The sequence below is a fragment of the Bradyrhizobium sp. SZCCHNR1051 genome, assembly GCF_032489615.1.
GTDB lineage: Bacteria > Pseudomonadota > Alphaproteobacteria > Rhizobiales > Xanthobacteraceae > Bradyrhizobium.
On the sequence record NZ_JAUEYJ010000032.1, the window covers coordinates 1 to 26289 of the forward strand.

23 protein-coding genes are annotated in these 26289 nt (G+C 65.9%); 15 read left to right on the forward strand and 8 right to left on the reverse strand.

Annotation, left to right across the window (positions count from 1 at the left end; translation table 11 throughout):
• Window positions 1-343: 343 nt before the first annotated feature.
• Complete coding sequence (locus QW868_RS30595) at window positions 344-1423, reverse strand: COX15/CtaA family protein (RefSeq protein WP_316232300.1); 1080 nt, start codon at window positions 1421-1423, stop codon at window positions 344-346.
• Between the two features lie 102 nt (window positions 1424-1525).
• Between QW868_RS30595 and QW868_RS30600 the strand changes: the two genes are divergently transcribed.
• Window positions 1526-1747, forward strand: a complete 222-nt coding sequence (locus tag QW868_RS30600; protein WP_315711497.1) for a DUF2842 domain-containing protein — start codon at window positions 1526-1528, stop codon at window positions 1745-1747.
• Here the strand turns inward: QW868_RS30600 and QW868_RS30605 are convergent, their stop codons facing one another.
• Window positions 1748-2809 carry a polysaccharide deacetylase family protein gene (locus tag QW868_RS30605; RefSeq protein WP_316232301.1) on the reverse strand — a complete coding sequence of 354 codons (1062 nt, stop codon included), beginning with the start codon at window positions 2807-2809 and terminating at the stop codon, window positions 1748-1750.
• A gap of 275 nt (window positions 2810-3084) precedes the next feature.
• On the opposite strand from QW868_RS30605, the gene QW868_RS30610 reads away from it, so the two are divergent.
• Window positions 3085-4329, forward strand: a complete 1245-nt coding sequence (locus QW868_RS30610; protein WP_316232302.1) for a GNAT family N-acetyltransferase — start codon at window positions 3085-3087, stop codon at window positions 4327-4329.
• Here QW868_RS30610 and QW868_RS30615 read toward each other — a convergent pair.
• The gene (locus tag QW868_RS30615; RefSeq protein WP_316232303.1) at window positions 4326-6596 is read right to left on the reverse strand and encodes an exopolysaccharide transport family protein; all 2271 of its coding nucleotides are present in this window, start codon (window positions 6594-6596) and stop codon (window positions 4326-4328) included. The genes QW868_RS30610 and QW868_RS30615 overlap by 4 nt on opposite strands.
• 364 nt (window positions 6597-6960) lie before the next feature.
• On the opposite strand from QW868_RS30615, the gene QW868_RS30620 reads away from it, so the two are divergent.
• The 3 genes from QW868_RS30620 to QW868_RS30630 all read left to right on the forward strand — a co-directional run bounded on the left by QW868_RS30620 (window position 6961) and on the right by QW868_RS30630 (window position 11139).
• Window positions 6961-8094: a glycosyltransferase family 4 protein gene (locus tag QW868_RS30620; RefSeq protein ID WP_315740355.1), complete on the forward strand. Its 1134-nt coding sequence runs from the start codon at window positions 6961-6963 to the stop codon at window positions 8092-8094.
• A 153-nt stretch (window positions 8095-8247) separates the two neighbouring features.
• Window positions 8248-9777 carry an undecaprenyl-phosphate glucose phosphotransferase gene (locus QW868_RS30625; RefSeq protein WP_316232304.1) on the forward strand — a complete coding sequence of 510 codons (1530 nt, stop codon included), beginning with the start codon at window positions 8248-8250 and terminating at the stop codon, window positions 9775-9777.
• Between the two features lie 87 nt (window positions 9778-9864).
• Window positions 9865-11139 carry an O-antigen ligase family protein gene (locus QW868_RS30630; protein WP_316232305.1) on the forward strand — a complete coding sequence of 425 codons (1275 nt, stop codon included), beginning with the start codon at window positions 9865-9867 and terminating at the stop codon, window positions 11137-11139.
• On the opposite strand, the gene QW868_RS30635 is transcribed toward QW868_RS30630, so the two are convergent.
• Window positions 11136-12314 carry a saccharopine dehydrogenase family protein gene (locus QW868_RS30635; protein WP_316232306.1) on the reverse strand — a complete coding sequence of 393 codons (1179 nt, stop codon included), beginning with the start codon at window positions 12312-12314 and terminating at the stop codon, window positions 11136-11138. The genes QW868_RS30630 and QW868_RS30635 overlap by 4 nt on opposite strands.
• A 127-nt stretch (window positions 12315-12441) precedes the next feature.
• Complete coding sequence (locus tag QW868_RS30640) at window positions 12442-13227, reverse strand: DUF169 domain-containing protein (protein WP_316232307.1); 786 nt, start codon at window positions 13225-13227, stop codon at window positions 12442-12444.
• A 186-nt stretch (window positions 13228-13413) separates the two neighbouring features.
• Between QW868_RS30640 and QW868_RS30645 the strand changes: the two genes are divergently transcribed.
• Window positions 13414-15261: a tetratricopeptide repeat protein gene (locus QW868_RS30645; RefSeq protein WP_316232308.1), complete on the forward strand. Its 1848-nt coding sequence runs from the start codon at window positions 13414-13416 to the stop codon at window positions 15259-15261.
• On the opposite strand, the gene QW868_RS30650 is transcribed toward QW868_RS30645, so the two are convergent.
• Window positions 15258-16046: a YdcF family protein gene (locus QW868_RS30650; RefSeq protein ID WP_315798047.1), complete on the reverse strand. Its 789-nt coding sequence runs from the start codon at window positions 16044-16046 to the stop codon at window positions 15258-15260. The two genes, QW868_RS30645 and QW868_RS30650, sit on opposite strands and share 4 nt — an antisense overlap.
• Window positions 16047-16176: 130 nt before the next feature.
• Between QW868_RS30650 and QW868_RS30655 the strand changes: the two genes are divergently transcribed.
• Entirely contained in the window at window positions 16177-17118 is a 942-nt protein-coding gene (locus QW868_RS30655; RefSeq protein WP_316160003.1) for an acetamidase/formamidase family protein, read from the forward strand.
• Between the two features lie 571 nt (window positions 17119-17689).
• Here QW868_RS30655 and QW868_RS30660 read toward each other — a convergent pair.
• A complete protein-coding gene (locus tag QW868_RS30660; RefSeq protein ID WP_316232309.1) occupies window positions 17690-17848 on the reverse strand; it encodes a hypothetical protein in 159 nt (52 codons plus the stop codon).
• A 225-nt stretch (window positions 17849-18073) separates the two neighbouring features.
• On the opposite strand from QW868_RS30660, the gene QW868_RS30665 reads away from it, so the two are divergent.
• Both QW868_RS30665 and QW868_RS30670 read left to right on the forward strand, forming a co-directional pair.
• Window positions 18074-18271 carry a hypothetical protein gene (locus tag QW868_RS30665; protein WP_006614936.1) on the forward strand — a complete coding sequence of 66 codons (198 nt, stop codon included), beginning with the start codon at window positions 18074-18076 and terminating at the stop codon, window positions 18269-18271.
• An 87-nt stretch (window positions 18272-18358) separates the two neighbouring features.
• Window positions 18359-18835, forward strand: coding sequence for a GcrA family cell cycle regulator (locus QW868_RS30670; protein ID WP_315740196.1), 477 nt, complete (start codon window positions 18359-18361; stop codon window positions 18833-18835).
• 170 nt (window positions 18836-19005) lie between these two features.
• Here the strand turns inward: QW868_RS30670 and QW868_RS30675 are convergent, their stop codons facing one another.
• Window positions 19006-19974, reverse strand: a complete 969-nt coding sequence (locus QW868_RS30675; RefSeq protein WP_316232310.1) for an SDR family NAD(P)-dependent oxidoreductase — start codon at window positions 19972-19974, stop codon at window positions 19006-19008.
• A 224-nt stretch (window positions 19975-20198) separates the two neighbouring features.
• On the opposite strand from QW868_RS30675, the gene QW868_RS30680 reads away from it, so the two are divergent.
• From QW868_RS30680 to QW868_RS30705, 6 genes are all read left to right on the forward strand, one after another.
• Window positions 20199-20354, forward strand: coding sequence for a hypothetical protein (locus tag QW868_RS30680; RefSeq protein ID WP_315740199.1), 156 nt, complete (start codon window positions 20199-20201; stop codon window positions 20352-20354).
• Window positions 20355-20774: 420 nt separating this feature from the next.
• Entirely contained in the window at window positions 20775-21884 is a 1110-nt protein-coding gene (locus tag QW868_RS30685) for a BMP family ABC transporter substrate-binding protein (RefSeq protein WP_316232311.1), read from the forward strand.
• Entirely contained in the window at window positions 21881-22990 is a 1110-nt protein-coding gene (locus tag QW868_RS30690) for an ABC transporter permease (protein ID WP_316232312.1), read from the forward strand. The genes QW868_RS30685 and QW868_RS30690 overlap by 4 nt, the downstream gene beginning before the upstream one ends.
• A gap of 2 nt (window positions 22991-22992) precedes the next feature.
• A complete protein-coding gene (locus QW868_RS30695; protein ID WP_316232313.1) occupies window positions 22993-23919 on the forward strand; it encodes an ABC transporter permease in 927 nt (308 codons plus the stop codon).
• A 14-nt stretch (window positions 23920-23933) separates the two neighbouring features.
• The gene (locus tag QW868_RS30700) at window positions 23934-24617 is read left to right on the forward strand and encodes an isochorismatase family cysteine hydrolase (RefSeq protein WP_315740203.1); all 684 of its coding nucleotides are present in this window, start codon (window positions 23934-23936) and stop codon (window positions 24615-24617) included.
• Between the two features lie 50 nt (window positions 24618-24667).
• Window positions 24668-26143 carry an ABC transporter ATP-binding protein gene (locus QW868_RS30705; protein ID WP_316232322.1) on the forward strand — a complete coding sequence of 492 codons (1476 nt, stop codon included), beginning with the start codon at window positions 24668-24670 and terminating at the stop codon, window positions 26141-26143.
• Window positions 26144-26289: the final 146 nt, after the last annotated feature.

Genomic DNA, 26289 nt, shown 5'->3' on the forward strand with positions numbered 1-26289 from the left:
CGGTTCGATGAGCGGGGAAGGGAAACGGGGCGTTGCCGAATGGCCCAAGCCACCGCGCCCTTCCTCGACTCTACCGTTAAAACCATCGCGCGGGGAAGGCCGGGTGTTTTCGGCCGTACCTGTGGTGACCGCCGCGTGCTTTTTTCTTTGCACGCGGGCCATGGGTGCCGGCCAGGCATCCGGCCTTCCCTGCGCCCTCGCATGTTTTCGAGGGTGAAACGATCGGCAAAGCTCGGCGCGATGGCGCGCGAGGATGAAAACTGATGTCTCCACGTCATTGCGAGCGAAGCGACTTGTCCGCCGAAGCTCGAAGAGCGAAGGCGGAAGAGAAACTCTACCCCACCTACCCCGCAGCCACCGCCGCCTGCGGCACGGCGACAACAGCCGTACGCCGCGACGACAGGCGCTCGGCCTGCAGCACGGCGAGCGTCAGCACGATGATGGCCGTGCCCTGATGCAGCAGCGCCAGCGAGATCGGGACCAGCGCCAGCAAGGTGAGAATGCCGAGCACCGCCTGCACAAAAATCGCGGCGAGCAGCCGGTGGGCGCTGCGCACCACCGCCCGTCCGGCGCCCGCGCGCATCACGTCGAAGGCGTGCCACGCCGCCAGCGCCAGCAGCGTATACGCCGTCATGCGATGCATGAACTGCACCGTCAGATCGTTCTCGAACAGATTGATCCACCACGGCGAATGGATCCACAGATTGGCCGCCTTCGGGATCAGGCCGCCGTCGATTTCCGGCCAGGTGTTGTAGACGAGGCCGGCGCGCAGGCCGGCGACCAGCGCGCCGAGATAGAGCTGCACGAAGGTGACGCCGACCAGCATCCACGCGGTGAGCCGCAGCCGCGCCGGTGCCGCGGTTTCCTCGCGCGACGCAAGCCGGCGCAGGGTCCAGACGATCGACGCATAGATCAACAGGGCCAGCGAGAGGTGCGTCGCGAGACGGACAGGCGCCACCTCGGTGCGCTCGGTGAGGCCCGAGGCCACCATCCACCACCCGACCGCGCCCTGCAGCGCGCCGAGGCCGAAGATCAGCCACAGCCTGCGGCCGAGCGGGCCGGACACGGCGCCGCGCCACAGGAACCACAGGAACGGCAGCAGATAGACCATGCCGATGACGCGGCCGAGCAGCCGATGGCTCCATTCCCACCAGAAGATGGTCTTGAACTCGTGCAGGGTCATGCCGGCGTTCATCTGCCGATACTGCGGAATGGTCTTGTAGGCCTCGAAGGCATCGGTCCAGGCCTGCTCGGACAACGGCGGCAGGGTGCCGGTGACCGGCTTCCATTCGACGATCGACAGCCCGGATTCGGTCAGCCGCGTGGCGCCGCCGACCAACACCATCAGCGCGATCAGGCCGGCCACGGCGAGCAGCCAGATGCGGATCGCGGCGAGATCTGTCGTGCGGGGAACCGTGGTCATGGACGTTGAACGCTCGATTGAACCGGGGCTGACAGGCCCTTATAATCCCGGGGAAATCACGCGCAAGCCGCGCCGCCCCCAGCCGAGGCTGACAATCCCGTCATGACGATCCGCACCCGCAAACTGATCGGCGCCGTCGCGCTGCTCCTGCTCGCTTTCGCCTGGTCGATGATGGGCATGGTGATGGCGCAATTCCCTCTGATCGCCAACTCCGGCTGGCTGCAGGCGGTGTATTACGTCGTCGTCGGCATGGGCTGGGTGCTGCCGGCGATGCCGATCGTGAGCTGGATGCTGCGCCCGGATCCGGAGCGGCAGCAGGGCTGATCAGCCGAGATCGAGCTTCGGCTGCGGCGCGGATTTTTCCCGCGGCAGGGTGATGCCGGCCATCAGCACCTTCAAGGCGCGCAGCGAGCGCGAGCGGCCGTCCCAGGCGATCCGCGGCAGCATGTGCAGGCTGGTGCGGCCTTCGCTCTGCACGACGCCTGGCATCGTCGAGGCCGCGCTGACGAAGCCCGCCTGCTCGGCGAGCACGACGTCGCTGCGGCGGAACGAATAGCGATCGCCGAACGGATACGCCATGTGCCGGACCGGTCGCCGCAGCGCGGTTTCCAACACCGCCTTGCCCATCGTGATCTCGCGCTGGGCGTCGGCATCCCTGAGATTGGCGAGCACGGAATAATGCACGGTGGCACTGCCGATCGTGACGTTGGGGTCGGCGGCGAGACGGGCGATGTCGGTCCAATCCATCGCGGACTCGCGGCTCAGGGCGGCGAGATCGGCCGAATGGCGCGCGCAGAGGTCGCGGATCGCGATCGACAGTTCAGCCGGCGGCAGCTTGCGCAGCCAGCCTGCGAGATGGGCGAACAGCTCGTATTTTTCAGCCGGCGTGACCACGTTGAATCGCTGTTCCCGATGGTCGATCACGAGGCTGATGCGCGCCTCGCGCGCGATCACGGCCTCCAGCGCCAGCCACCAGGCCTCGCCGAGACCATCGGGGAAGGCCGGGGGCACGTAAACGGTGAACGGCACGCCGTGGCGGGCGAGCACGGGATAGGCATGCGTGATCACGTCCTTGGAGGCGCCGTCGAAGCTCAGGCAGGCGAAGCGACGGCTTTCGGGCAGTCGGACCGACCGGTGGCAGGCCTCGTCGAGCGAGACGATCTCATAGCCCCAGCGCTTCAGCGCCCGGATCACCTTGTCGAGAAAAACGGGCGTGATCTCCGCGCACTTCAGCGGCTGAAACGCCCCCTTGCGCCGCGGCCGCACCCGCTCGAACCGCAGCACGGCGCCGGCGCCGCCCGTGGCCCGCGACGCGAGCAGCGTGCGTCCGCTGAAATAGGCCAGCTCGAGCCGGGCGCTGCGCAGCCACCTGTTGTCCGACGACAATTCCCGCGCCCCTTCCCCGAATCCCACTTGAAACCAGACCGTCCGCGCCCACCTGATGCTGTCAGACCATGGCGCGATCGCGTCATGATCACCGCGATCCGATGATAGCGATCGTCCGCCGTCAAGATCGCGTGGCCGCTGCCGATTTGAACAGGTCTTTGTTTGTGCCATTCCCGATTTGGGACGAAGTCATTGCCATTACCTTTTGTTGAGACTTCTTTGCGAGGGTCTCCCGACGTCAAGCAACAAAATTCCACGACAACGCGAGCTGCGCGATGACCATGGCCGCCGTGATCGAGAGCCGGACGGCGCAGGCGCCCGCGCGGCGACTGCCGTCGGGGCTCGCGCGGGTCGACATCGTGTCCGATCTGGCTGCCGCCGAGCCGGTCTGGCGCGCGCTCGAAGTCCCCGAACATGTCTCGACGCCCTACCAACGCTTCGACCTGCTCGGCGCATGGCAGCGCGACGTCGGCGCGCGCGAGCATACGACGCCTTTCATCGTCATCGGGCGTGATGTCGAGCAACGCCCGATGACGCTGCTGCCGCTGACGTTGCGGCACGCCTGCGGCGTGCGCATCGCCACCTTCATGGGCGGCAAGCATACGACCTTCAACATGCCGCTGATGGATCGCGAATTCGCCACGCGCGCCAGCGCCGACGATCTCGACGTCCTGCTCGCAGGGTTGCGCGATCGCGGCGGTGTCGACGTGCTCGCCTTGACACAGCAGCCGCTGCACTGGCGCGATCTCGCCAATCCACTGGCGCAATGGCCGCACCAGTCGTCGGTGAACGACTGTCCGGTGCTGTTGATGCCGCCGGGGGCTGCGCCGACGGCGCTGTTGTCGAATTCGTTCCGAAAGCGGCTGAAGAGCAAGGAAAAGAAGCTGCAGGCGCTGCCCGGCTATCGCTACATGGTCGCGAGCAGCGACGCCGAGATCGCCGAGCTGCTCGACTGGTTCTTCCGCACCAAGCCGGTCCGCATGGCCGAGCAGAGGCTGCCGAACGTATTTGCCGAGCCCGGCGTCGCGGCCTTCGTGCGAAGCGCCTGCATGGCAAAACTCGACTGCGGGCATCGCGCCATCGATATCCACGCGCTGCGCTGCGATGCCGAGATCATCGCATTGTTTGCCGGCGTAGCCGACGGGGCGCGCTTCTCGATGATGTTCAACACCTACACGCTGTCGGAGAATGCGCGCTGGAGTCCCGGACTGATCCTGATGCGCTCGATCATCGATCATTACGCGCGAGAGGATTTTCGCGCCCTCGATCTCGGCATCGGATCGGACGACTACAAGCGGATGTTCTGCAAGGATGACGAGCCGATCTTCGACAGCTTCATGCCGTTGACCGCGCGGGGCCGCGTCGCCGCAACGACGATGGCTGCGGTCGGACGGGCCAAGCATGCCGTCAAGCACAGCCCTGCCCTGTTCCGTCTGGCACAGCAGCTGCGCGGCGCGCTGCAATCGCGTGGCGGCGCCGCCCAGGTGGACGAAAAGGCCGACGAGAAGGCCGGAGACTAGGCGGCGACGCCGCGCGGCCCCGGCTGGTTGCGGTTGGCGCCTCCGACCGGTGCCTTCAGCATGGTGACGGCGCCGAAGCCGACCTCACGCAGCTGCTCGCTCATCTGGCTGCGTGCGTCGGCAGACATGTTGGGATCGGGCACGACGATGGCGCGCGCGCCCGCGGTCAAAAGCTCGGCCGGCAGGTCGGAGGCGTTGCCGGCGTCGAGCAGCACGTGGTCATAGACGCGCAGCAGCGCATCGATCGCGAGCGCGAGCCGCGGCGATTGCAGTTGGCTGCGGTCGGCGCCGGGGCGGCCGGCGTTGACCAGATGCAGCCGCGAGGCCTGGTCCTTGGTGATGATGGACGCAAACGATGCCTCACCCAGCATCAGCTCGATGAGGCCGGGCGCGGCCGGATCGACCGACACGCCTGCAAGCAGTTGCGGGCTGCCGGCGAGGTCGACCAGCACCACGCGCGCCTGCGCTGCCATGGTGCGCGCGATCGCGAGCGCGGTGGACGTGACGGCCTCGCCGCCGGCCGTACCGAGCACGGTGACCTTGCGGGCGCCCTCTCCCGCGGCGAGCAGATCGGATGCGAGCTGCTCGAACTCGTTCATCGGCGGCGGCTTGACCGGTTCGGGCGCGACGGCGGCCACCGCTGGCGGCACGACCGCGGCGGGACGCGCCGCTACAGTCGTTGCCGACGCGGCAACGGCCGGCGCTGCGGCGACCATGGGCGCCGCGATCATCGGCTCGACCCGGGCCGCGAGCACCATGACATCCGGCATCGCGCTCGCCGCTGGGATCTGGCTCGCTGGGCGCGGCGCGGTCAGACGCAGCAGCTCGCCGGTGATGACCACGCCCGAGGTCAGCATCAAGGTCGCCAATGTGGCGATCAGCACGATCGGCAGCTTCTTCGGGTACGCCGGCGTGTTGGACAGCACCGCCCGCGAGATGATCCGCCCATCCGCCGGCGGGGTGTCGAGCGACTCACGGGTGTTCGCCTCGCGGTACTTGGCGAGATACGATTCCAGCAGGTCGCGCTGCGACTTCGCATCGCGCTCCAGCGCCCGCAGCTGGACATCGAGGCCATTGGTGGAGGTGGCCTGCTTCTTGGCCTGATCGAGGCTCTGGCTCAACATCTGCACCCGCCCGTCGGCGATGCGCGCGTCGCTGTCGAGCGAACGCGAGATCTTGCCGGCCTCGTCGCGGATCTGGCGGTCGAGATCAGCCAGTTGCGCTTTCAGCTCCTTGATGCGCGGGTGATTGTCGAGCAGCGTCGACGACTGCTCCGCGAGCTGCGCGCGCAGATTCACGCGCTGCTCGGACAGCCGGCGCATCAGCTCCGAGTTGACCACCTCGGACGCCTCGATCGGCTGGCCGCTCTGCAGCATCTCCCGGATCAGCCGCGCCTTGGTCTCGGCATCCGATTTCAAGGCGCGCGCATTGTTGAGCTGGGTATTGACCTCGCCCATCTGCTGGTTGGACAGCGACGTGTTGTTGGTCCCCATGAACGAATTCGACTTGGCGCGGAACTCCTCGACCCGCGACTCCGCCTCCTCGACCTTCCTGCGCAGCCCCTGGATCTCCCCAGAGAGCCATTGGCTGGCCGATTTCGCCTGCGCCTGGCGGGCATTCTGCTGAACTACGAGATAGCCATCCGCGATCGAATTCGCGACTTGCGCCGCAAGCGCCGGATCCTGCGACTGGAACTCGACGACGAGCACCCGCGATTTGTCCACGGCGTAAACGGTCAAGCGCTCGTAATAGGCGTCCATGACGCGCTCGTCCGGCGTCATGGCGAGCGGATCTTTCACGAGGCCGATCATCGCCGCGACCGACTTCAGCGGCGACACGCCCCGCAGCACGGGATCGAACTCTGACAGCTCGCCCAGCTTGTTCTTCCTGATGATGTCGCGGGCCAGATCGCGCGACAGGACCAGTTGCACCTGGCTCGTGACCGCCTCGGCATCGAGCGCCGTCCGCTCCTCGGTGCGCTCCCCGTTCGGCCGCACGAACACGTTCTCGCGGCCGTCGATCAGAATCCGCGCTTCGGACTTGTAGCGCGGTGTGATCATGTTGACTGCGGCAATCGACAGAACGAGAGCGAGCAGCGTGGGCAGAAGGATGAAGCCACGCTTTCGCGCCAGGGCACGACCAACCAGCCGGATGTCGAGATCGCCGGCCGGGCCGGGCTCCGCCGACGACGGCGAGCCTGTCACAGGTCGGGCGGAGGCTCCGTCAACCTGTGTCTTCTTGCCGGCACGCCAGAACGCCAACCGCATTATCCACTCCCGCGAGACCCGCGCCACGCCGCCACCATACGTGGTACAATTACACTCTATTAAGGTTGCTGACGGGTTAACCGGAGCGCCTGCAACCTCGCCCTATCGAACAATCGTCATCCTTCGCCATATGCTGCTCGCAACACGTGAGCTTGCGCCAGATCGTCACAATGCTGGTGCGAGCTTGCCTGGTAGTGACGACAAGTGAGACTTTGTTAACCATCAAGCCTCTATCGAGGTTGGAGCTATCGATATTCAGCGACGAGAGGCGCCCGTGCTTCCGCTATCCGCCAGTCGTCAGATCAGCTCGCGCAGCGGCGCCTGGCAAAACCAAGCGCAAGCCGAGGGCGCGGGCGAGTTCGACATGGCACCGTCGCAGAACAAACCTCTCAAAATCCTTCACGCGGTCAGAGCTCCCGTCGGCGGCATCTTTCGGCATATCCTCGACCTTGCCAACGGTCAGGTCGATCACGGGCACGACGTGGGCATCATCGCGGACAGCCTGACCGGCGGCGAACGCGCCGATGCCGCGCTGGCCCAGATCGCGCCTCGCCTGACACTCGGCGTGCACCGCATCCCCATTCATCGGGAGCCTTGGCCGAGCGACATTCTGGCACTGAGACGGTTTTATCGACTCGCCCGTACACTCGCCCCGAACGTTCTGCACGGCCACGGCGCCAAGGCCGGCGCATTCGTCCGCCTGCTGCCGCACCGGCCAGGAACGATCCGCATCTACACGCCTCACGGCGGTTCGCTGCACTACCCACGCGACACGTTCAAAGGCGCGCTGTATGGCCGGCTTGAACGTGCGCTGATGAACCGGACCGACCTCTTCCTGTTCGAGAGCGTATTCGCCCGCGATACCTATGAGCGCATGATCGGCCATCCTCAGGGACTGGTGAATTGCGTCTTCAACGGTGTCACTGCAGGCGAGTTCGACCCGATCGCACCAGCCCGGGACCAGACCGACCTGGCGTATGTCGGCGAGTTCAGGCACATCAAGGGCACGGATCTGCTGATCGATGCCGTCGCGGAGCTGCGCTCCCGTGGCCGCCCGCTGACGCTGACTTTGGGCGGCGACGGCGAAGAGATGACGAAACTCAAGGCTCAGGTCGAACGCCTCGGTCTTGCGGCCGCAGTACGCTTCATCGGCCACGTGAAGGCCCGCGACGGATTTTCGAAAGGGCGGCTGCTCGTCGTTCCCTCGCGTGGCGATTCCATGCCCTATGTTGTGATCGAGGCGGGAGCCGCCGGGGTTCCGATGATCGCAGCGAGAGTCGGCGGCATCCCTGAGATCTTCGGACCGCACGACGACGCGATGTTCATGCCGGGCAACGCGACCGCGCTTGCCGACGCAATCGCTGTTGCACTGGACGATCCGGCTACCACGCAACTGCGCGCCAAGGCGCTGCGCGAGCGGGTCTTCCAGCATTTCTCGCAGAAAGCGATGGTCGAGGGCGTGCTCGACAGCTACCGCGAGGCGTTTACCAAGACCTGACGTCATTTACCATCGCTAACCGTTTCTTCCGATTTGGCCCTTAATCCCGCCGGTGGGGAATTTCCCCCGGCGCCATGAGCGCTTACATGACCACAAATACTAACAAACATAATCCGGGCTTGTACGACTGTGGAACCGATCAACGCTCGCTCGATGTTGGATGCTGCTGCGGCGACGGCCGCATCGACCGCCGCGGCCGGACGGCCGGCCGTTGAACGGCGCCGCCGCTTGTCGCCGGCGGCCCTCGCGGTCGCCAATCAGAAGGTTCACCGCGCCTACTCTCCGATCGTCCTCGCCGGCATCGTTCGCATCATCGATTTCGTGCTGCTGAGCGTCGTCGGCAGCGTCATCTATTTCGGCTACGTGGTTCCGCTCAGCGGCTTCCATTGGGAGTATCTCGTTGCCATTCTCGGCCTGGCCGTGACCACGGTGGTGTGCTTCCAGGCCGCCGACATCTACCAAATCCAGGTCTTCCGCGCCCAGGTGCGGCAGATGACCCGGATGATCTCGTCCTACTGCTTCGTCTTCCTGCTGTTCATCGGGCTCTCCTTCTTCGCCAAGATCGGCAACGAAGTCTCCCGTCTCTGGCTCGCCGCGTTCTTCTTCGTGGGGCTAGGCGCGTTGATCGCGAGCCGCGTCGTGCTGCGCAACCTCATCCGCAGCTGGGCCAGACAAGGACGCCTCGATCGCCGGACCATCATCGTCGGCGCCGACCAGAGCGGCGAGGACTTGGTGCGTGCCCTGAAGGCGCAGGACGACTCCGAGATCGAGATCCTCGGCGTGTTCGATGACCGCAACGACTCCCGCGCGCTCGAGACCTGCGCTGGCGCGCCGAAGCTCGGCAAGGTCGATGATATCGTCGAGTTCGCGCGCAGAACCCGCGTCGACCTGGTGCTGTTCGCGCTGCCGATCTCGGCGGAAACCCGCATCCTGGACATGCTGAAAAAGCTGTGGGTGCTGCCGGTCGACATTCGCCTTTCGGCCCATACCAACAAGCTGCGCTTCCGGCCGCGCTCCTACTCCTATCTGGGCGTGGTCCCGACGCTCGACGTGTTCGAGGCCCCCATCACCGACTGGGACCTGGTGATGAAGATGCTGTTCGACCGGCTGGTCGGCGGCCTCATCCTGCTGCTTGCGCTTCCGGTGATGGCGCTGGTCGCGCTCGCGATCAAGCTCGACAGCCCGGGGCCGGTGCTGTTCCGGCAGAAGCGGTTCGGCTTCAACAACGAGCGCATCGACGTCTTCAAGTTCCGTTCGCTCTATCACCACCAGGCCGACCCCACGGCGTCCAAGGTCGTCACCAAGAACGATCCGCGGGTGACCCGCGTCGGCCGCTTCATTCGCAAGACCAGCCTCGATGAGCTGCCGCAACTGTTCAACGTGGTGTTCAAGGGCAACCTCTCGCTGGTCGGTCCGCGGCCGCACGCCGTGCAGGGCAAATTGCAGAACCGGATGTTCGACGAGGCCGTCGACGGCTATTTCGCCCGCCACCGCGTCAAGCCCGGCATCACCGGCTGGGCGCAGATCAACGGCTGGCGCGGCGAGATCGACAACCAGGAGAAGATCCAGAAGCGCGTCGAGTTCGACCTCTACTACATCGAGAACTGGTCCGTGCTGTTCGACCTCTACATCCTGCTCAAGACGCCGCTGGCGCTGATGACCAAGAGCGAGAACGCCTATTGATATCGGGGATCCGGAGCGGGCAAACGCCCGCTTCGCGCGTGTGTCTGGCCGATCCCGCCATGCGTTGCGTATGAGTGTGAGTTCGCGATGGCCATGACGGCGGCAGCCGGAGAGTTCGCATCGAGGCCGATCGCCCCTCCGGGCGTCGTCGCCCTGCAGCGTGCGCTGGTCTGGATGGTCGGGGTCTCCGGCGCCATCGTGTTCATCGAACCGAGCCCCTATGAGCTCGTCACGCTCGCCTCCGCCGCGGTGTTCTTCGCGACCGGCATGAGGCTGCGCCTCGTATTCCTGCCGCTCCTGCTGTTGCTGGTCCTGGTCAATCTCGGCTACACGATCAGCGCGATACCGCTGCTCGACGATTCCAAGATCGCGACCTGGATCGCCACCTCCTGGTACATGGCGTTCACGGCGATCTTCATTGCCATGCTCACGTCGGACGATACCGAATTGCGGCTCGACATGCTCCGGCGCGGCCTCGTGATGGGCGGCGCGATCGCAGCCCTCGCGGGCGTCGCCGGCTATTTCCATCTGGTGCCGGGTGGATACGATCTCCTCACCCTGTATGGCCGTGCGCGCGGCACCTTCAAGGACCCGAACGTGCTCGGCGCGTTCCTGATCCTGCCGGCGCTGCTCGCGCTGCAGAACGTCGTGACCGCCCGCTTCGCCGCGACCTTGCGCGCCAGCTTCGCGCTCGGCGTGATGGCGCTCGCCATCCTGCTCGCCTTCTCGCGCGCGGCCTGGGGCGGCCTCGTCCTCACCGCCGCCTTCATGCTGGCGATGATGGTGCTCACCAGCCAGACGCGGGGCGAGCGCTCCCGCATCATCTTCATGACGTTGGCGGCCGCCGTGGCCGGCATCGTCCTGATCGGCGTTCTGCTCTCGATCGATTCCATCGCCGACATGTTCAAGCAGCGGGCGAGCTTCGACCAGAGCTATGACGAGGGCCGGTTCGGACGCTTCGGACGCCACATTCTCGGCGCCGACATGGCGCTCGACCTCCCGTTCGGGATCGGGCCGCTGCAGTTCCACAACTACTTCCCCGAGGACACCCACAACTCCTATCTGAACGCCTTCATGTCGGGCGGCTGGCTGTCCGGCATCTGCTATCCCGCGCTGGTGTTCACCACTGTCATTCTCGGATTCCGCTATCTGTTCGTGCGCGTGCCCTGGCAGCGCACCTACATCGCGGTGTTCTCGGCGTTCCTCGGCACCGTCGGCGAAAGCTTCATCATCGACACCGACCACTGGCGGCACTTCTTCCTGATGCTCGGCACGATGTGGGGCATGGTCGCCGCCACGCGCGCCCATCAGGCCGAGGCGAACCGATCCGCAGGGATCGGCCCGCACATCGCAGCCTCCTAATCCTCCACCGTGAACGTCAGGCCGGCGTGGTCCGCCAGCCGCTTGATCAGGCTGTCGCGGAGCGCCGCGCCCGGGGTCCAGAACCCGCCCTTCACGCCGGCGCCGTCGCGCAGCAGGCCGACGGCGCATTCACTGATCATCTTCGAGGTCGAACCGTAACCGGGATCGCGATTGCCCTTCACGGATGCGCGGACCTGGCGGCCGTCGGGGGCGATCGCGACGAAGAGAAGATTGTAGTAGCCGTTCTCGCGCTCCTCCTTCGAGGGACCCTCGCCCGGCTTCGGCGCGTTGGGGCCGGTTTTCTCGGCATTTGCCGCCATCACCTTCTTGGCGTTGGCCTCGCCCTTCTCGCCCGGGCCGGTCAGCACCATCTCGTCATAGACGAAGTCCTGCCCGTAGGGAAAACCCATCAGCATGTTGGAGCGGTGGACGTTGCGGGTGTTGATCAGCGCCATCATGAACGGCGCCGTCCAGGACTGCAGATCCTCCTCATAGACGGGCTTGTTGCCCGACGGCTGCTTCGGGCCCTTGAAGCCGGGCGTCAGGGCGAACGAGTCCTTGAGGATCGCTACCAGGCTCAGATCCTTGGCGACCGCATCGAAGGTCGCCTTGGCGCTCGCCGCGGTGCCGCCCGAGAGCGTGCCGCTCATGCCGCGGACGCGGCCCTTCACGCGCGACGCTGCGGCGCCGAGCACCTTCTTGGCCTGCTGCTGCACGAAATAGACGCCGAGCTCGAACGGCACGGAATCGAAGCCGCAGGAGAACACGATGCGCGCGCCGCTGTTCTCGGCGGTGGCCTGATGCTTGTCGATCATCTGCCGCATCCACACCGGCTCGCCGCACAGATCGACATAGTCGGTGCCGGTTTCGGCGCAGGCCGCGACGAGCTCGTTGCCGTAGAGCTGATAAGGACCGACGGTGGTCAGCACCAGCCTGGTCTGCGCCACCATCGCCTGCAGTGACGCGGGATCTGAGGCATCGGCCGCAATCAGCGGCGTCTCCGCGGGCGCGCCGATCGCATCGCGCACGGCCGCGAGCTTGTCGAGGCTGCGGCCGGCCATCGCCCAGCGCAGCGATGTGTCGCCGCGATATTGCGTGGTCAGGTATTCGGCGACGAGCTGACCGGTGAAGCCGGTGGCGCCATAGACGATGATGTCGAATTTGGATGACGTCATTCTTGTTCCCTAGATCTGCTGCAAATCAGTTGCTCCGTCATTGCGAGGAGCGCTTGCGACGAAGCAATCCAGACTGTCTCTGCAGAAAGACTCTGGATTGCTTCGCTGCGGTCGCAATGACGATCACCTATTTCTTCCCATACGACACGTTCATGCCGGCGCGGACGTCGTTCTGGATGCCGTAGGGCGCGATCGGATAGCGCAGACCGTTCCTGGCGAGCTGTCTCATGCCGGCGATCGCCTTGGCGAGATCGGATGGCTTCAGCGCCATCAGCATCTCTTCGTCCGGCACGCCGCCATAGCGGCGCTCGGCGAAGCATGGCAGCGACAGGCTCGGCTCGCCGGTTTTCAGCGCGCGTCCCCAGGAGTCGGCGCAGGCGGTCTCGCCGACGACGCCCCATTCGAACTTCTTGTAGCCGACATATTGCAGGCCGTTGATCAGGATGATCATCTGTCCTGGCGTCGCATAGACCAGGCAGATGTCCGGCGGATCCAGCCGGCCGCTCGACAGCGGGCTGACGGCCATGGCCTGGTAGCGGCCGAACGGCACGACGTCCAGCGCCTCCTGTCGCTTGCGCGCGTCCTCCGCCGTGCCGTGCCAGACGCCGACATAGTTCGCGCCCTCGAGCCAGGCCTCGTCCTGCGGGCCGAGCCCGATCACCGCGCGGCACTGCGCGCCGACCAGATCATCTCCGGTGATGCCGACTGTCCAGCCGAGCCGCGAGGCCATGCTGACGATCTGGTCGGTGGTGTGCACCGCGTTGGGCCGGCGGATCTTCTCCACCGCTTCCATGTCCTCGACGCGGGCGAACATCTTGATGCCGATCACGGTCGTCTTCAGCCGCAGCAGGCCGTTGAGATCGGCCACCATGGCCGCCAGGTCCAGCCTGTCCGTCCCGTTCGGCTGTTGCATGTGGCGCTCCCTCCCTACCGCACCGCCTGCCGGTCCAATGCGTGGTTCGACTTCGGGGCGCTTGTTAGACCCTCGCACCGCGTGATGCCAGTATTTCCGCCCTCCGGGCTCGCCCGCCATACCATGATCCTTCTCGATATTACGGGAATCACTTATGAATTTTCGATCCTCGGACAGGATCAGTCGATGACCCGCAGCGACCGGAAGGAAGGCGCCAAGAGCGCAACGGCCGGCCCCGGCGGAACGCCCGTGCTGTCGCCCGGCGCGCTCTACGAGGCGGGACTGCATCACCTCGGCGGAGGGCGTCTGCTCGATGCCCAGATGTGCTGCGAGCAGGCGCTGGCGGCCGACCCGAACCACGCCGACAGCCTCGCGCTGCTGGGCATCGTCGCGCTGCAGACCGGGCAGCACGACCACGCCGTGGCGTGGTTCTCGCGGGCCATCCGACAAACGCCGAAGATCGACTATCTCACCAGCCTCGGCTTCACCTTGAAGCAGATGGGCCGGCTCGACGATGCGCTCGCGGTGTTCGACAAGGCGATCCAGCTCAAGCCCGACGATGCCGAATTGTGGAAGCATATGGGCGGCGTACTGCTGGCGCTCGACCGCGGCGCCGAGGCGCTGCTGAGCTATCAGCACGCGCTGACGATCGATCCCGCCCACCGTGAGGCTGCGTTCCAGAGCGGCCTGCTGCTGCATCAGCAGCAGCGCTATGAGGAAGCCGCCCGAGCCTTCACGATATGCCTGACGCAGCGGCCGGACGACCTGCAGTCGCTGCAGATGCGCGCCCGGTGCCTCCGCGAGCTCAGACGCTACGACGCGTATCTGGCCGATTGCGAACGCGCGCATGCGCTGGCGCCGACAGAGCCGATGGTCTGCAACAATCTCGGTGATGCCTTTGTCTGTCTCGGCCGCAGCGCGGAGGCGCTGCCGTGGTTCGATCAGGCTCTGGCGTTGCGGCCGGACTTCGTCGAGGTGCTGCTCAACAAGGGTTTTGCGCTGCTGCAGCTGCTGCGTTTCGAGGATGCTGCTGCCGTCTACCGGCAGATTCTCGCGCTCGTCCGCGATCATCCCAAGGCGGCGTGGCAGCTCGCGCATATCGAGCTGCAGTGCGGCGACTTCGTCTCCGGCTGGGCCCGGCGCGAGGCCCGCTGGGCCATGCCGGATTTCTCGATCGACTATCCGCGCTTTGCCGAGTCCAAATGGCTGGGCCACGAGGACATCGCCGGCAAGACCATCCTGATCGAGGAGGACGAGGGTTTCGGCGACACCATCCAGTTCGCCCGCTACGTGCCGATGGTCGCCGCGCGCGGCGCCAAGGTGATCCTGGTGGTGCGCGAGGCGCTGCGGCCGCTGATGGCCGGCATCGACGGCGTGACGCAATGCCTCGCCTACGCACCGGACCTGCAGCGGCCGGTCTTCGACATGCACTGCCCGGTGATGAGCCTGCCGCTGGCCTTCGGCACCACGCTCGATACCATTCCACCGCCAAGCTATCTCCCGCCACTGCCGGCCGAGCGCATCGCGGCCTGGGAGCGGCGGCTCGGAGCGCATGACCGGCTGCGGGTCGGCCTCGTCTGGTCCGGCAATCCGCACCAGGGCAACGATCGCAACCGCTCGATGCCGCTTGCGACCCTGCTGCCGCTGCTCGATCTCGGGGCGGATTTCATCAGCCTGCAAAAAGAGCTGCGGCCAGCCGACAAGGCGGTGCTGGCGCAGCAGAGCGGCATCCGCGACCTCACCGTCGAGTTGACCGACTTCGTCGAGACCGCGGCGCTGATCTCCTGCCTCGACGTCGTCGTCACCGTGTGCACCAGCGTCGCGCATCTCGCCGCCACACTGGGACGTCCGACCTGGATCATGCTGCCCCATCTCGCCGACTGGCGCTGGCTGCGCGATCGCGACGACAGCCCGTGGTATCCGAGCGCGCGGCTGTTCCGGCAGGATTCGAGCTGCCGCTACGAGCCGGTCGTCGAGCGCGTGCGCGGCGAGCTGGCGGCAAAGGCGGCGGGCTTCAGCAAGACGATTGCCTAGGCCGGTCCCGGAAACAGATCGTCGATGCGGCCGCGCAGGCGGTAGGCCACGAGCCCGACCCATTCGCGCACAGCGATGTCGGCGCGGCGCAGTCCGAGCAGCGAGATGCCGTCGAAGTCGAGCACGCGGCCGACGCGCCAGTCCACGGGATAGGGCTCGACCGGGAAGCCGGCCTTGCGGAACAGCCCCACCGAGCGCGGCATATGATAGGCCGAGGTCACCAGCAGCCAGCGCTCGCCCGGCTTCGGAGAGATCATCGCCTTGGAGAAGATCGCATTCTCGTAGGTGTTGCGCGACTGCCGCTCCAGCAACAGCCGCTCCCTGGGCACGCCGAGGCTGAGCAGGATCTCGGCGCCGACATCGGCCTCCTTGGCCTCTGTCGCGATCAGGTTGGCGCTGCCGCCGGTGAACAGGATGCGCGCATTCGGGTAGCGCCGCGCCAGCGCGGCGGCCTGGATCACCCGGTCGGCGCCCGCCACCGTCACCGGCATGCCGTACATGACCGACAGGTCGGAATCGACGGGACCGCCGAGCACGATGATGCCGTCCGGCGCGCCGTTCGCCGGGTCCCATTTCGGAAACCGGCTCTCCAGCGGATAGAGCATCAGGCTGCCGAGCGGCGTCAGGCCCACGATCGCCAGCAGCAGCATGGCAGAGACCACGAGCCTGCGGCCGAGCACGGCAAACCGGGTCAGCATGAGGATGGCGCCGAGCAGGCCCAGCGCGATCATGAAATTGGTCGGCAGTGCCAGCAGGCCGAGCGTCTTCGACAGGACAAAGAACATTGCGAGCTCCGGCGCGGGGTGAGGTGCCACGGCCGCCCTCATACACGACAGCCGCCATGCGTCGCCATCTCTCTGCGGCGGCCGGCGGATGCGCTATGCTCGGTCCCGAACCGGTACGAATGAGAGGACCATGGCCCATCACCATCTGCACGCGAGCCCCGAGACCTGCCATTGGGGCTTCTTCGAATCCCGGCTGAAGCCGGTGCTCACGATCGACAGCGGTGACGAGGTCACGATCGATTCGATCAGCGGCGGGCCCGACGTGGTGCCCGACACCAGCAAATTCCATGTGCCGCCGGAATTGTTCGACGTCCACGCCCGCAGCGAGCGCATGGTGCCCGGCCACATCCTGACCGGCCCGATCGCGGTCAAGGGCGCCGAGGTCGGCGACGTGCTCGAGGTCGACATCCTCGACGTCCAGCTGCGGCAGGACTGGGGCTACAATTTCATCCGGCCGCTGGCGGGCACCCTGCCCGACGATTTCCACGAGAGCCGGCTGATGAACATCCCGCTCGACAAGGACCGGATGGTCGGCAAGCTGCCGTGGGGCCTGGAGCTGCCGCTGGCGCCGTTCTTCGGCGTGATGGGCGTGGCGCCGCCGCCGGCCTGGGGCCGGATCACATCGCTGATCCCGCGGGCGATGGGCGGCAATCTCGACAACAAGGAGCTTAGGCAGGGCGCCAAGCTGTATCTGCCGGTGTTCGTGCCAGGCGCGCTGTTCTCCTGCGGCGACGGCCATGGCGTGCAGGGCGACGGCGAGGTCTGCGTCACCGCGATCGAGACCGCGCTGCAGGGCCGTTTCCGTCTCACCGTGCGCAAGGATCTCAAATTCGACTATCCGCGCGCCGAGACGGCGACGCACTACATGACGATGGCGATGGACCCCGACCTCGACCAATGCGTGGTGCGGGCGCTGCGCGACATGATCGTGCTGCTGGGCGAGAAGCGCAATTTGTCGCGCGAGGACGCCTACACGCTGTGCAGCCTCGCCGCCGATCTGCGGGTGACCCAGACCGTCAATGGCTCCAAGGGCATTCATTGCATGATCGCGAAGGCCGTCGTGCACGGGTGAAGATGGTCAGGTCTGCGCAAACCAACCGCTCCCTGGGGCTATGGGTCCCGGGTCGGCGCCACGTCGCCGCTGACGCGTCGTGGCTTGCCCGGGACGACAACGGAGAATGAGGCGAGAGCGGAGCAACTCAGGGACAAGCGTCCGCAATCCCGCGGCAGGTCATGCCCGAGCTCTGTTGCAGCATCTCACCCTCTGAAAGGTCGGAGGGCGCAGGGAAGGCCAGGCGTCGGCTGACGCCTGCGGCCCGCCTGCGAGAAAAAATGCAGGCGGCAGGTACCACAGGTGCAGCCGAGAACGCCCGGCCTTCCCTGCGCGATGGTCTTCACGCTTATACGCAGTCTGCCTGGTGCGCCGGGCTTGTTGGCCACCATACGCGATGATGCGCTTTCGCGCGCCACCGCGGGGACACCAGCATCGGGGTGTCAGCACGCTGCGACTTCACGTCCGCGCCGAGCCGTTCGTCCGCGCGTCCATAAGGACACGCTGCGGCTCCATCGCGGCCATCGCTCCCCGCCTCGCGTGTCGTGACGATCGCGCGCAACGCCCCTCCGGCTGAGACGGGATGGCGGCACTAAAGCACAATTTCCGGAAAAGCGAAAGAGATATTTCTGGAATGACGAATTTTCTCGCGGTGGCCGCGATGACCGTCCGCCTGCTCTGCAAAAATTTCAGCCAGGGTTCCCCAACCAGGCACCGTGGCACAACGGTGGTTGAAGAGACTGTCGGACACCGCGGCTCACGCGAATCTTCTCGACCCGTGCTTCGCCGTCGGATTCCGGCCCCGGACTCGCCGAGCGGGCGGAGAGTCACCGTCGCGACCGGCCCGGTCCGTCATATTTCCATAAAATTCAATGCCTTAACCAGTTATCCCCAAGCCGCTGTACAACCTATTGGATTCCTAATAGAGTCTAAAAAGTTACTTTTCTGTACACCGGTTACGGACTAGCTTTTAGGCATGGCGACGGAAAAAGCCGAAACTGACCGCATCCCCGTAACCCTAGCCCTGGCAACCATCGGCTATCTCGAAAAGCTCGTGAAACAGGGAACCCACGGCACCAGCGTTCCGGGTGTCTGCAGAACGTTGATTGAAGAAGGCATCCGGCTCGCCATCAAGGATGGGCTGCTGTCGATTCGCGACAACGGACGGGCGTAAGCTAGGGACACGCAACGCGGACAACAGTTTTCGGTGCAGCCGTCGGCCAGGACGATCCAGGACGGATCAAACTTGGAAGCGACAACAATGCCCGCCGAACGACAGACACTCCCCACCTGGACCGAGGAACGGCTCCAGGCCCTGAAGCAGCACTTTGAGGCCGGGCTGACCTGCCGAGAGATTGCCGCCGAGCTCGGCGTCAGCCGCAACGCCGTGATCGGCAAGATCTCCCGCCTGGCACTGACGCGCGACAATGGCGGCGATTCCAGGCGCGTGGTCCGCGCCGAGACGACACGCGATGGCGCACGCCGTCCCGTGCCAAAGCTGCGCCGCCGCATCCTGCGCGCGGTCCAGAACGACCCGCCGCCTGTGATCGTCGAGGAGCCGGTCGGCACCGTCGTGAACGGCTGCTCGCTGTTCGAGCTCTCCAAGGAACGCTGCCGCTGGCCGATCTCGACGCCCGGCGCCGATGATTTCTGCTTCTGCGGGTCGAAGCCGATCGAGGGCTTGCCGTATTGCCCCAGCCATACGCGAATGGCGTATCGGGTGGCGTCGTCGCGGTAATGAGGGCGGCGTAGCAAAGATCCTACGGGCCTAATGGCTTTCACGCTTTGCCTAGTCTCCGCATTTTGCGGGGACGGCGCGGCGGCCTCGTCTCCCCTCCCCGCAAGGGGGAGGGGAGCTCACCGTCTCGGGGCGAGAGATCCCGTCCCAACTACACCAATGGACCTGCCCTACCCCAGCTTCCACCCAGCCTCCTGCGCGAAGCGCTGGAAGAATTCCGGCTCGTAGGCCTGCTCCGGCGACTGGCGGACGCGCAAGTCCAGCAGCTTGGCGTCCTCGCCCACCAGAATCCGCCACTGCTCGGCCTTGACGCCGTCGAGGATGATCTTGGCCGCCTGTGCCGCCGTGGTCGGGGCGTCCTCGAGGAAGCTGCGGGCGCGCTCGCGGGCGGCAGCCTGGATGTCGGCGTCGCTCGTGGCGGCGACGTCGATGCCCATGCCCTGCATGCGCTGGCGGGCCAGGATGATCTCGGTCTCGCTGAGCTCGTCGGACTCCGTGCCGCTCTGCACCTTGCGCGAGTTGGAGACGATCGAGGTGCCGATATGGCCGGGCATCACCACCGAGCATTTGATGTGCGGCGCGTTGAGGCGGAGGTCGTTGATCAGCGCTTCCGTAAAACCCTTCACCGCGAACTTCGCGGCGCTGTAGGCGGTGTGCGAGACGCCCATGCCGACCGAGGCCCAGAAGCCGTTGACGCTCGAGGTGTTGACGATATGCGCCTCGTCCGCCTTCAGCAGCATCGGCAGGAAGGTGCGGACGCCGAGATAGACGCCGCCCCAGCAGATGTTGAAGGTGCGCTCCCACTGCTCCCTGGAATTGGTGAACAGACTGCCGCCGCCGCCGATGCCGGCATTGTTGAACAGTAGATGGATCTTGTCGGTGGCCTGCTGCTCGGCGAGCTCGTCGCGAAAGCGTTGGAGCTGCGCTTCGATCGAGACGTCGGCGACATGGGTGGTGACGCGCAGGCCCTGCGGCAGCTTCTCGGCCTCGCACAGCCGCTTCGTTTCGGCCATCGCCTCGACCGAGACGTCGCACATCGCGACGTTGCAGCCCTCGGCCACGAGCTGGCGGGCAAGCTCGCGGCCCATGCCCGTGCCGCCTCCGGTGATCACGGCGATCCTGCCGGCGAAATCCTTCATCAGATGCTCTTCCTTCCCTGCTGCGGGCGCAGCCCTGCCGCCCGGCCACTTCCTCGTTCTCTTCGCGGAACGCGTCCCGAGCTTAGGTCGTTTCGCGGGCCTGACCAGAGGGGATGTCGGGGATTTGCGTTGCAGCGCATGCAACGAAGATTTCAGCTTGGGATTGAACCTTCTCGAGGGGCATCCGACTTATCCCACGGGGAGGCAGGCTCGAGGAGGTTCGCATGGCGTACCAACAGGGGCACTGGCAGGAGGAAGGCTGGCGCGACACGATGGTCGATCCCGCGGGATCGGACGACGGCGCCTATGTGACGGGCTGGACGATCAGCGGGCTCGCAGTGATCGGCACCATCGTCGCGGTCTGGCTGCTCGGGATCTGAGACCCCAGACAGTCTGCAGCAGATATGAAAAGGGCTCGCTCACCGGCGAACAGCCTGCGGAAGACGATTGCGCCACTGCTCCTCCTCACTGCGACATTCGTTCTGCCTCGCTTTGAGCTGGCGGCCGCCGCCGCGTCGCAGCCTCCGGCTCGCGGGCACGGTTGGCGCCGGTCCCACGCGGCCGAACTCGTTGCATACAATTGAAGTCGATTGATTATTTTATAGGCTGAAACCGAGCAGGGAATTCGTCTGCCTAAGCTCCGATCATCTGCAAAATGGCGCCATTTCAACGACTTGGTGCGCCTGCCTGCCCGCGCGGCGCTGGCACAAAGCTTGCGATCACTCCCTTTCGAGGCTCCGCCGTGCCGGTGAAGCCGTGATGACAGCGCGGGCGGATCGACCCGCCGAGGGAGCTCACCAATGGACTTTGGCAGGATTTCACGACGGCATCTGTTGCAGGGTGGCGCGGCGCTGACGCTCGGCGCAGCCGCCGGCCTGCGGCCGGCCTTCGCGGCGGAGACGACGATCGGCTTCATCTATGTCGGCTCGCGCGACGACTACGGCTACAACCAGGCGCATGCGCAAGGTGCAGCGGCGCTGAAGAAGCTGCCTGGGCTGAAGGTCATCGAAGAGGAGAAGGTGCCGGAGACCGACGCGGTCGAGAAGACGATTGAGTCGATGATCAATCTCGACGGCGCCACGCTGCTGTTCCCGACGTCGTTCGGCTACTACAATCCGCACATGATCAAGATGGCCGCGAAGTACCCGAAGCTGCGCTTCGAGCACTGCGGCGGCCTGTGGAGCGAGAAGGACCCGAAGAACGCCGGCTCCTATTTCGGCTATATCGATGAGGCGCAATACATCGCCGGCATCGTCGCCGGTTATACGAGCAAGAGCGGCAAGCTCGGCTTCGTCGCGGCCAAGCCGATCCCGCAGGTCCTGCGCAACATCAACGCCTTCACGCTCGGCGCGCAGCTCGCGAACCCGAAGGCCACCACGCAGGTGATCTTCACCGGCGACTGGTCGATGCCGGTCAAGGAGGCCGAGGCCACCAACAGCCTGATCGACCAGGGCGTGGACGTCCTGACCTGCCATGTCGACGGTCCCAAGACGATGGTGGAGAATGCCGCGCGCCGCGGCGCCTTCGTCACCGGCTATCACGTCAACCAATCGCCGCTCGCGCCCAAGGCGTATCTGACCGGCGCGGAATGGAATTGGGAAGCGCTGTATCCGAAATTCGTCAAGATGCTCCAGGCTGGCGAGAGCATCCCGAACTTCTATCGCGGCGGCCTCAAGGAAGAAGTGGTCAAGATCTCGGCGTATGGCGAGGCGGTCTCCGAGCAGGCACGCAAGCATGCCGACGAAATCAAGAGCAAGTCCCTCGGTGAGGGCTACACCATCTTCAAGGGCCCGATCAAGGACAACAAGGGCAACACCGTGATCACCGCCGGGACCGAGCGCGGCCAGAAGGATCCTGAGCTCGAGAAGATGGACTACCTGGTCGAGGGCGTGATCGGAGCCACGTCGTGACATCAGAGGCGGCCGATCCGGTTGATGCGGCCGCCATCGCGCCGGCCGCCGACGCAGGTTTCCTGCAACGTTACGGCGGGAGCATCGAGTACATATTGATCCCGGGCGCGGCGCTTGTCGCCGCGCTCATCGTGTTCGGCATCTTCGTCGCGCTGTTCGGCAAGAACCCGCTCGATCTCTACTGGTACATGTATTACGGCGCCTTCGGCACCTGGTTCTCCTGGCAGAACACACTGACGCGGGCAGCTCCCTTGATCCTGACGGCGCTGTGCACCGCCCTGCCCGCGCAATTGGGCATGGTGATCATCGGCGGCGAAGGCGCGCTGCTGATCGGCGCGCTGTCGGCGACCTCGGCGGCCCTGGCGCTGCAGGGCATGCCGCCGCTGATGGTGCAGATCGCGATGGTGATCGCCGGCATGACTGGCGGCGGTTTGTGGATCCTGCTGTCCGGGGCCTTGCGGCAGTATCGCGGTGTCAACGAGACGATCTCGAGCCTGCTGCTGGTCTACATCGCGCTCGCGATCCTCAATCATCTCGTCGAAGGCGCGATGCGCGATCCGGCGAGCCTCAACAAGCCGTCGACGCGTGAGATCGGCGCGGCCAACATGATCGGCAGCATTCCCGGCACCGACGTACACTGGGGCCTGGTGTTCGGCCTGATCGCCGCCATCGCGGCCTATATGCTGATCTACCACACCACCTTCGGCTTTGCCGCGCGCGTCGCCGGCGGCAACATCCGCGCCGCCAAGATCGTCGGCCTGTCGGTCGGCAAATTGATCCTCACCGTCTGCTTCCTCGCCGGCGCCTGCGCCGGGCTGGCCGGCATGGTCGAGGTCGCCGCCGTGCAGGGCCGCACCAATGCCAACCTCGCCGTCGGCTACGGCTTCACCGGCATCCTCGTTGCGTTCCTGGCGCGGCAGAACCCGCTGGCAATCATTCCGGTCGCGATCCTGCTCGGCGGCATCAATGCCTCCGGCGGCTTGCTGCAGCGCCGGCTCGGGCTGCCCGACGCCTCAGTGATGGTGCTGCAGGGCATCATCTTCATTTCAGTGCTGGCGAGCGACGCGCTCTACGGCCGCATCGGTTTCCTCAAAGGAAAGTCCTGACGATGGCAGACGGCAACATCGGACTCTGGACTGTGCCGCTCGCGGTGCTCGGCGGCGCCATCCGCGTCTCCACGCCGTTCCTGTTCGTGAGCCTGGGCGAATGCATCACCGAGCGCTCGGGTCGCATCAATCTCGGCCTCGAGGGCACGCTGGTGATGGGCGCGATGAGCGCCTATGGCATCTCGTATCTCACGGGCTCGCCGTGGCTCGGCGTGCTCGCTGCCGGCCTCACCGGCGCGCTGTTGGGAGCCTTGCATGCCGGCATCTGCTCGCTGCCGCGCGTCAACGACGTCGCGGTGGGTATCTCGCTGATGCTGTTCGGCACCGGCCTCGCCTTCTTCCTCGGCAAGCCGCTGATCGAGCCCACCGCCGCGCGGCTGCCGGCGATCGATTTCGGCTGGTGGAGCGACGTGGCGCAGGTTCGCGCCGCGCTGCGCATCAACGTGCTGTTCCTGCTTGGCGTGGCACTCGCGCCGTTGCTGCTGTGGGCATTCAAGACCACGCGCTGGGGCCTCCTGATCCGCACTGCCGGCGAGAGCGCCGACGCGGCGCGGGCGATGGGCCATTCGGTGCTGATGATCCGACTGCGCGCCACCATGGCCGGCGGCTTCCTCGCCGGCATCGGCGGCTCGTTCCTGTCGCTGTTCTATCCCGGCAGCTGGAACGAGGGCCTGTCATCGGGGCAAGGCATCACCGCGGTCGCGCTCGTCATCTTCGCACGCTGGGACCCGATGCTGTGCCTGGGGGCCTCGCTGGCGTTCGGCGGTGCTGCCGCGCTCGGACCGGCGCTGCAATCGGTCGGTGTCACCTCCGGCTATCACTTGTTCAATGCCGCGCCCTACATCCTGACGCTTCTCATCATGATCATCACCTGCTCGCCGAAGCGCACCCTGAGCGGCGCGCCGGCCGAATTGTCCATCACCCGCTAGTCCAGAGGCCCGCCATGACCGCGCGCACCATCCGCTCCGAGCCCTATGCCTGGCCCTACAACGGCGATCTCCGTCCAGAGAACACGGCACTGATCGTGATCGACATGCAGACCGACTTCTGCGGCGTCGGCGGCTATGTCGACAAGATGGGCTATGACCTCTCCTTGACCCGCGCCCCCATCGAGCCGATCAAGACGCTGCTAACGGTGATGCGTGCGCAGGGCTTCTGCATCATCCACACCCGGGAGGGCCACCGCACCGATCTCTCCGACCTGCCCGCCAACAAGCGCTGGCGCTCGCAGCAGATCGGCGCCGGCATTGGCGACCCCGGCCCCTGCGGCCGCATCCTGGTGCGCGGCGAGCCGGGCTGGGAGATCATTCCCGAGCTGGCGCCGCTGCCCGGCGAGATCGTGATCGACAAGCCCGGCAAGGGCTCGTTCTGCGCCACCGATCTGGAGCTGATCCTGCGCCTCAAGGGCATCCAGAACATCGTGCTGACCGGCATCACGACCGACGTCTGCGTCCACACCACGATGCGCGAGGCCAACGACCGCGGCTTCGAATGCGTGCTGCTGTCGGACTGCTGCGGCGCCACCGACAAGGGCAATCACGACCACGCGCTGAAGATGATCAAGATGCAGGGCGGCGTGTTCGGCGCGGTCGCGACATCGTCGGCGCTGATCGAGGCGCTGTCGTGATCGGCGACGATCCGACGCCTGCGGGGGCATTCGGGGTCGAAGCGATCGCGATGACGATGCGCTTCGGCGCGTTCACCGCGCTCGACAATGTCGAGCTGAAGGTCAAGCCCGGCTCGTTCCACGCGCTGCTCGGCGAGAACGGCGCCGGCAAGTCGACCTTGGTGAAATGCATCATGGGCTACTACCGCCCGACCGAGGGCGACGTGCTGATCGGTGAGCGCGAACGGGAGATCAACAATCCCAAGGACGCGCATGCGCTCGGCCTCGGCATGGTCTACCAGCACTTCACGCTGGTACCGGCGATGACCGTCGCGGAGAACCTCGTGCTGGCGCGTGACGACGTACCGGCGGTGGTCAACTGGGCCAAGGAGAGGAAGGAGCTGGAGGCCTTCTTGGCGCGCATGCCGTTCCGCGTGCCGCTCGACGCCAAGGTGTCGGACATCTCCGCCGGCGAGCGGCAGAAATGCGAGATCCTCAAGCAGCTCTATCTCAAGCGGCGCTTTCTCATATTGGACGAGCCGACCTCGGTGCTGACGCCGGGCGAGGCAGATGAAGTCCTGGGCATGCTGCGCAAGATGGTCGAGGCCGGCGAGCTGACCATCCTGATGATCACCCACAAATTCCGCGAGGTGATGGCGTTCGCCGACGAGGTCACAATCCTCCGGCGCGGCAAGCTCGCCGGCCGCGGCAAGGTCTCCGAGCTCACGCCCGACGATATGGCGCGGATGATGATCGGCGCCGAGCAGCTCACCGTTCAGCCGGCGCGCTCCGGCGAGGCCGGCGTGGTCAGGCTCGAGGTCGAGAAGCTGGTGGCGCGCGACGATGCCGGCGGAGTGGCTGTGCATGATCTGTCGCTGACCGTGCGCGCCGGCGAGATCGTCGGCATCGCCGGCGTCTCCGGCAACGGTCAGCGCCAGCTGGTCGAGGTGCTCGCCGGCCAGCGTGAGGCCGAGAGCGGCGCTGTCCGTGTCTCCGGCCAATTCTATTCCGCGAGCCGCGAGGAGATGCGGCGCCACAAGATGTCGCTGCTGCCCGAGGAGCCGCTGAAGAACGCCTGCGTCGGCGGCATGAGCGTCGCCGACAACATCGCGCTGCGCGAGTTCGACCGCGCTCCGTTCGCCCGCGGCGGCTGGTGGCTGAACAAGTCCGCCTTCCGAAAGGACGCGACCGCCAAGATCAACCGCTACAAGATCAAGACCCGCACGCCGGATACGCCGATCTCGGCACTGTCCGGCGGCAACGTGCAGCGCGCCGTCCTGGCGCGCGAGCTCGGCCACGACGTCGAAGTGCTGATCGCCGCCAATCCGTGCTTCGGCCTCGACTTCGCGGCGGTGGCGCAGATCCATGCCGAGATCATGGCCGCCCGCAACCGCGGCGCCGCGGTGCTGCTGGTCAGCGAGGATCTCGACGAGCTGCTCGAACTCTCCGACCGCCTGGTCGTGATTTTCCACGGCCAGCTCGTCTACGAGACCCGCGTCGGCGAAGCCGACCTGACCGAGATCGGCCGCCACATGGCGGGACATTGAGCCGCACGCGGATAAACGACCTCAACGTGTTGACGACTAATTCATCCCGCCGCGGTAACATGACCCTCGGCGGGTTTTTATTCGGCTATTGATACGCCGCGCCTGTCGGCATTTTCGTTATTGTGTTTCAAACCCTTGGATAGCAG

What these genes read in the sequence shown, in the direction of transcription:
- QW868_RS30595 (WP_316232300.1), bottom strand. Translation starts at nt 1,423, where the DNA reads ATGACCACGGTTCCCCGCACGACAGATCTCGCCGCGATCCGCATCTGG.
- QW868_RS30600 (WP_315711497.1), top strand. Translation starts at nt 1,526, where the DNA reads ATGACGATCCGCACCCGCAAACTGATCGGCGCCGTCGCGCTGCTCCTG.
- QW868_RS30610 (WP_316232302.1), top strand. Translation starts at nt 3,085, where the DNA reads ATGACCATGGCCGCCGTGATCGAGAGCCGGACGGCGCAGGCGCCCGCG.
- QW868_RS30615 (WP_316232303.1), bottom strand. Translation starts at nt 6,596, where the DNA reads ATGCGGTTGGCGTTCTGGCGTGCCGGCAAGAAGACACAGGTTGACGGA.
- QW868_RS30620 (WP_315740355.1), top strand. Translation starts at nt 6,961, where the DNA reads ATGGCACCGTCGCAGAACAAACCTCTCAAAATCCTTCACGCGGTCAGA.
- QW868_RS30625 (WP_316232304.1), top strand. Translation starts at nt 8,248, where the DNA reads ATGTTGGATGCTGCTGCGGCGACGGCCGCATCGACCGCCGCGGCCGGA.
- QW868_RS30630 (WP_316232305.1), top strand. Translation starts at nt 9,865, where the DNA reads ATGGCCATGACGGCGGCAGCCGGAGAGTTCGCATCGAGGCCGATCGCC.
- QW868_RS30635 (WP_316232306.1), bottom strand. Translation starts at nt 12,314, where the DNA reads ATGACGTCATCCAAATTCGACATCATCGTCTATGGCGCCACCGGCTTC.
- QW868_RS30640 (WP_316232307.1), bottom strand. Translation starts at nt 13,227, where the DNA reads ATGCAACAGCCGAACGGGACGGACAGGCTGGACCTGGCGGCCATGGTG.
- QW868_RS30645 (WP_316232308.1), top strand. Translation starts at nt 13,414, where the DNA reads ATGACCCGCAGCGACCGGAAGGAAGGCGCCAAGAGCGCAACGGCCGGC.
- QW868_RS30650 (WP_315798047.1), bottom strand. Translation starts at nt 16,046, where the DNA reads ATGTTCTTTGTCCTGTCGAAGACGCTCGGCCTGCTGGCACTGCCGACC.
- QW868_RS30655 (WP_316160003.1), top strand. Translation starts at nt 16,177, where the DNA reads ATGGCCCATCACCATCTGCACGCGAGCCCCGAGACCTGCCATTGGGGC.
- QW868_RS30665 (WP_006614936.1), top strand. Translation starts at nt 18,074, where the DNA reads ATGGCGACGGAAAAAGCCGAAACTGACCGCATCCCCGTAACCCTAGCC.
- QW868_RS30670 (WP_315740196.1), top strand. Translation starts at nt 18,359, where the DNA reads ATGCCCGCCGAACGACAGACACTCCCCACCTGGACCGAGGAACGGCTC.
- QW868_RS30675 (WP_316232310.1), bottom strand. Translation starts at nt 19,974, where the DNA reads ATGAAGGATTTCGCCGGCAGGATCGCCGTGATCACCGGAGGCGGCACG.
- QW868_RS30680 (WP_315740199.1), top strand. Translation starts at nt 20,199, where the DNA reads ATGGCGTACCAACAGGGGCACTGGCAGGAGGAAGGCTGGCGCGACACG.
- QW868_RS30685 (WP_316232311.1), top strand. Translation starts at nt 20,775, where the DNA reads ATGGACTTTGGCAGGATTTCACGACGGCATCTGTTGCAGGGTGGCGCG.
- QW868_RS30695 (WP_316232313.1), top strand. Translation starts at nt 22,993, where the DNA reads ATGGCAGACGGCAACATCGGACTCTGGACTGTGCCGCTCGCGGTGCTC.
- QW868_RS30700 (WP_315740203.1), top strand. Translation starts at nt 23,934, where the DNA reads ATGACCGCGCGCACCATCCGCTCCGAGCCCTATGCCTGGCCCTACAAC.
- QW868_RS30705 (WP_316232322.1), top strand. Translation starts at nt 24,668, where the DNA reads ATGACGATGCGCTTCGGCGCGTTCACCGCGCTCGACAATGTCGAGCTG.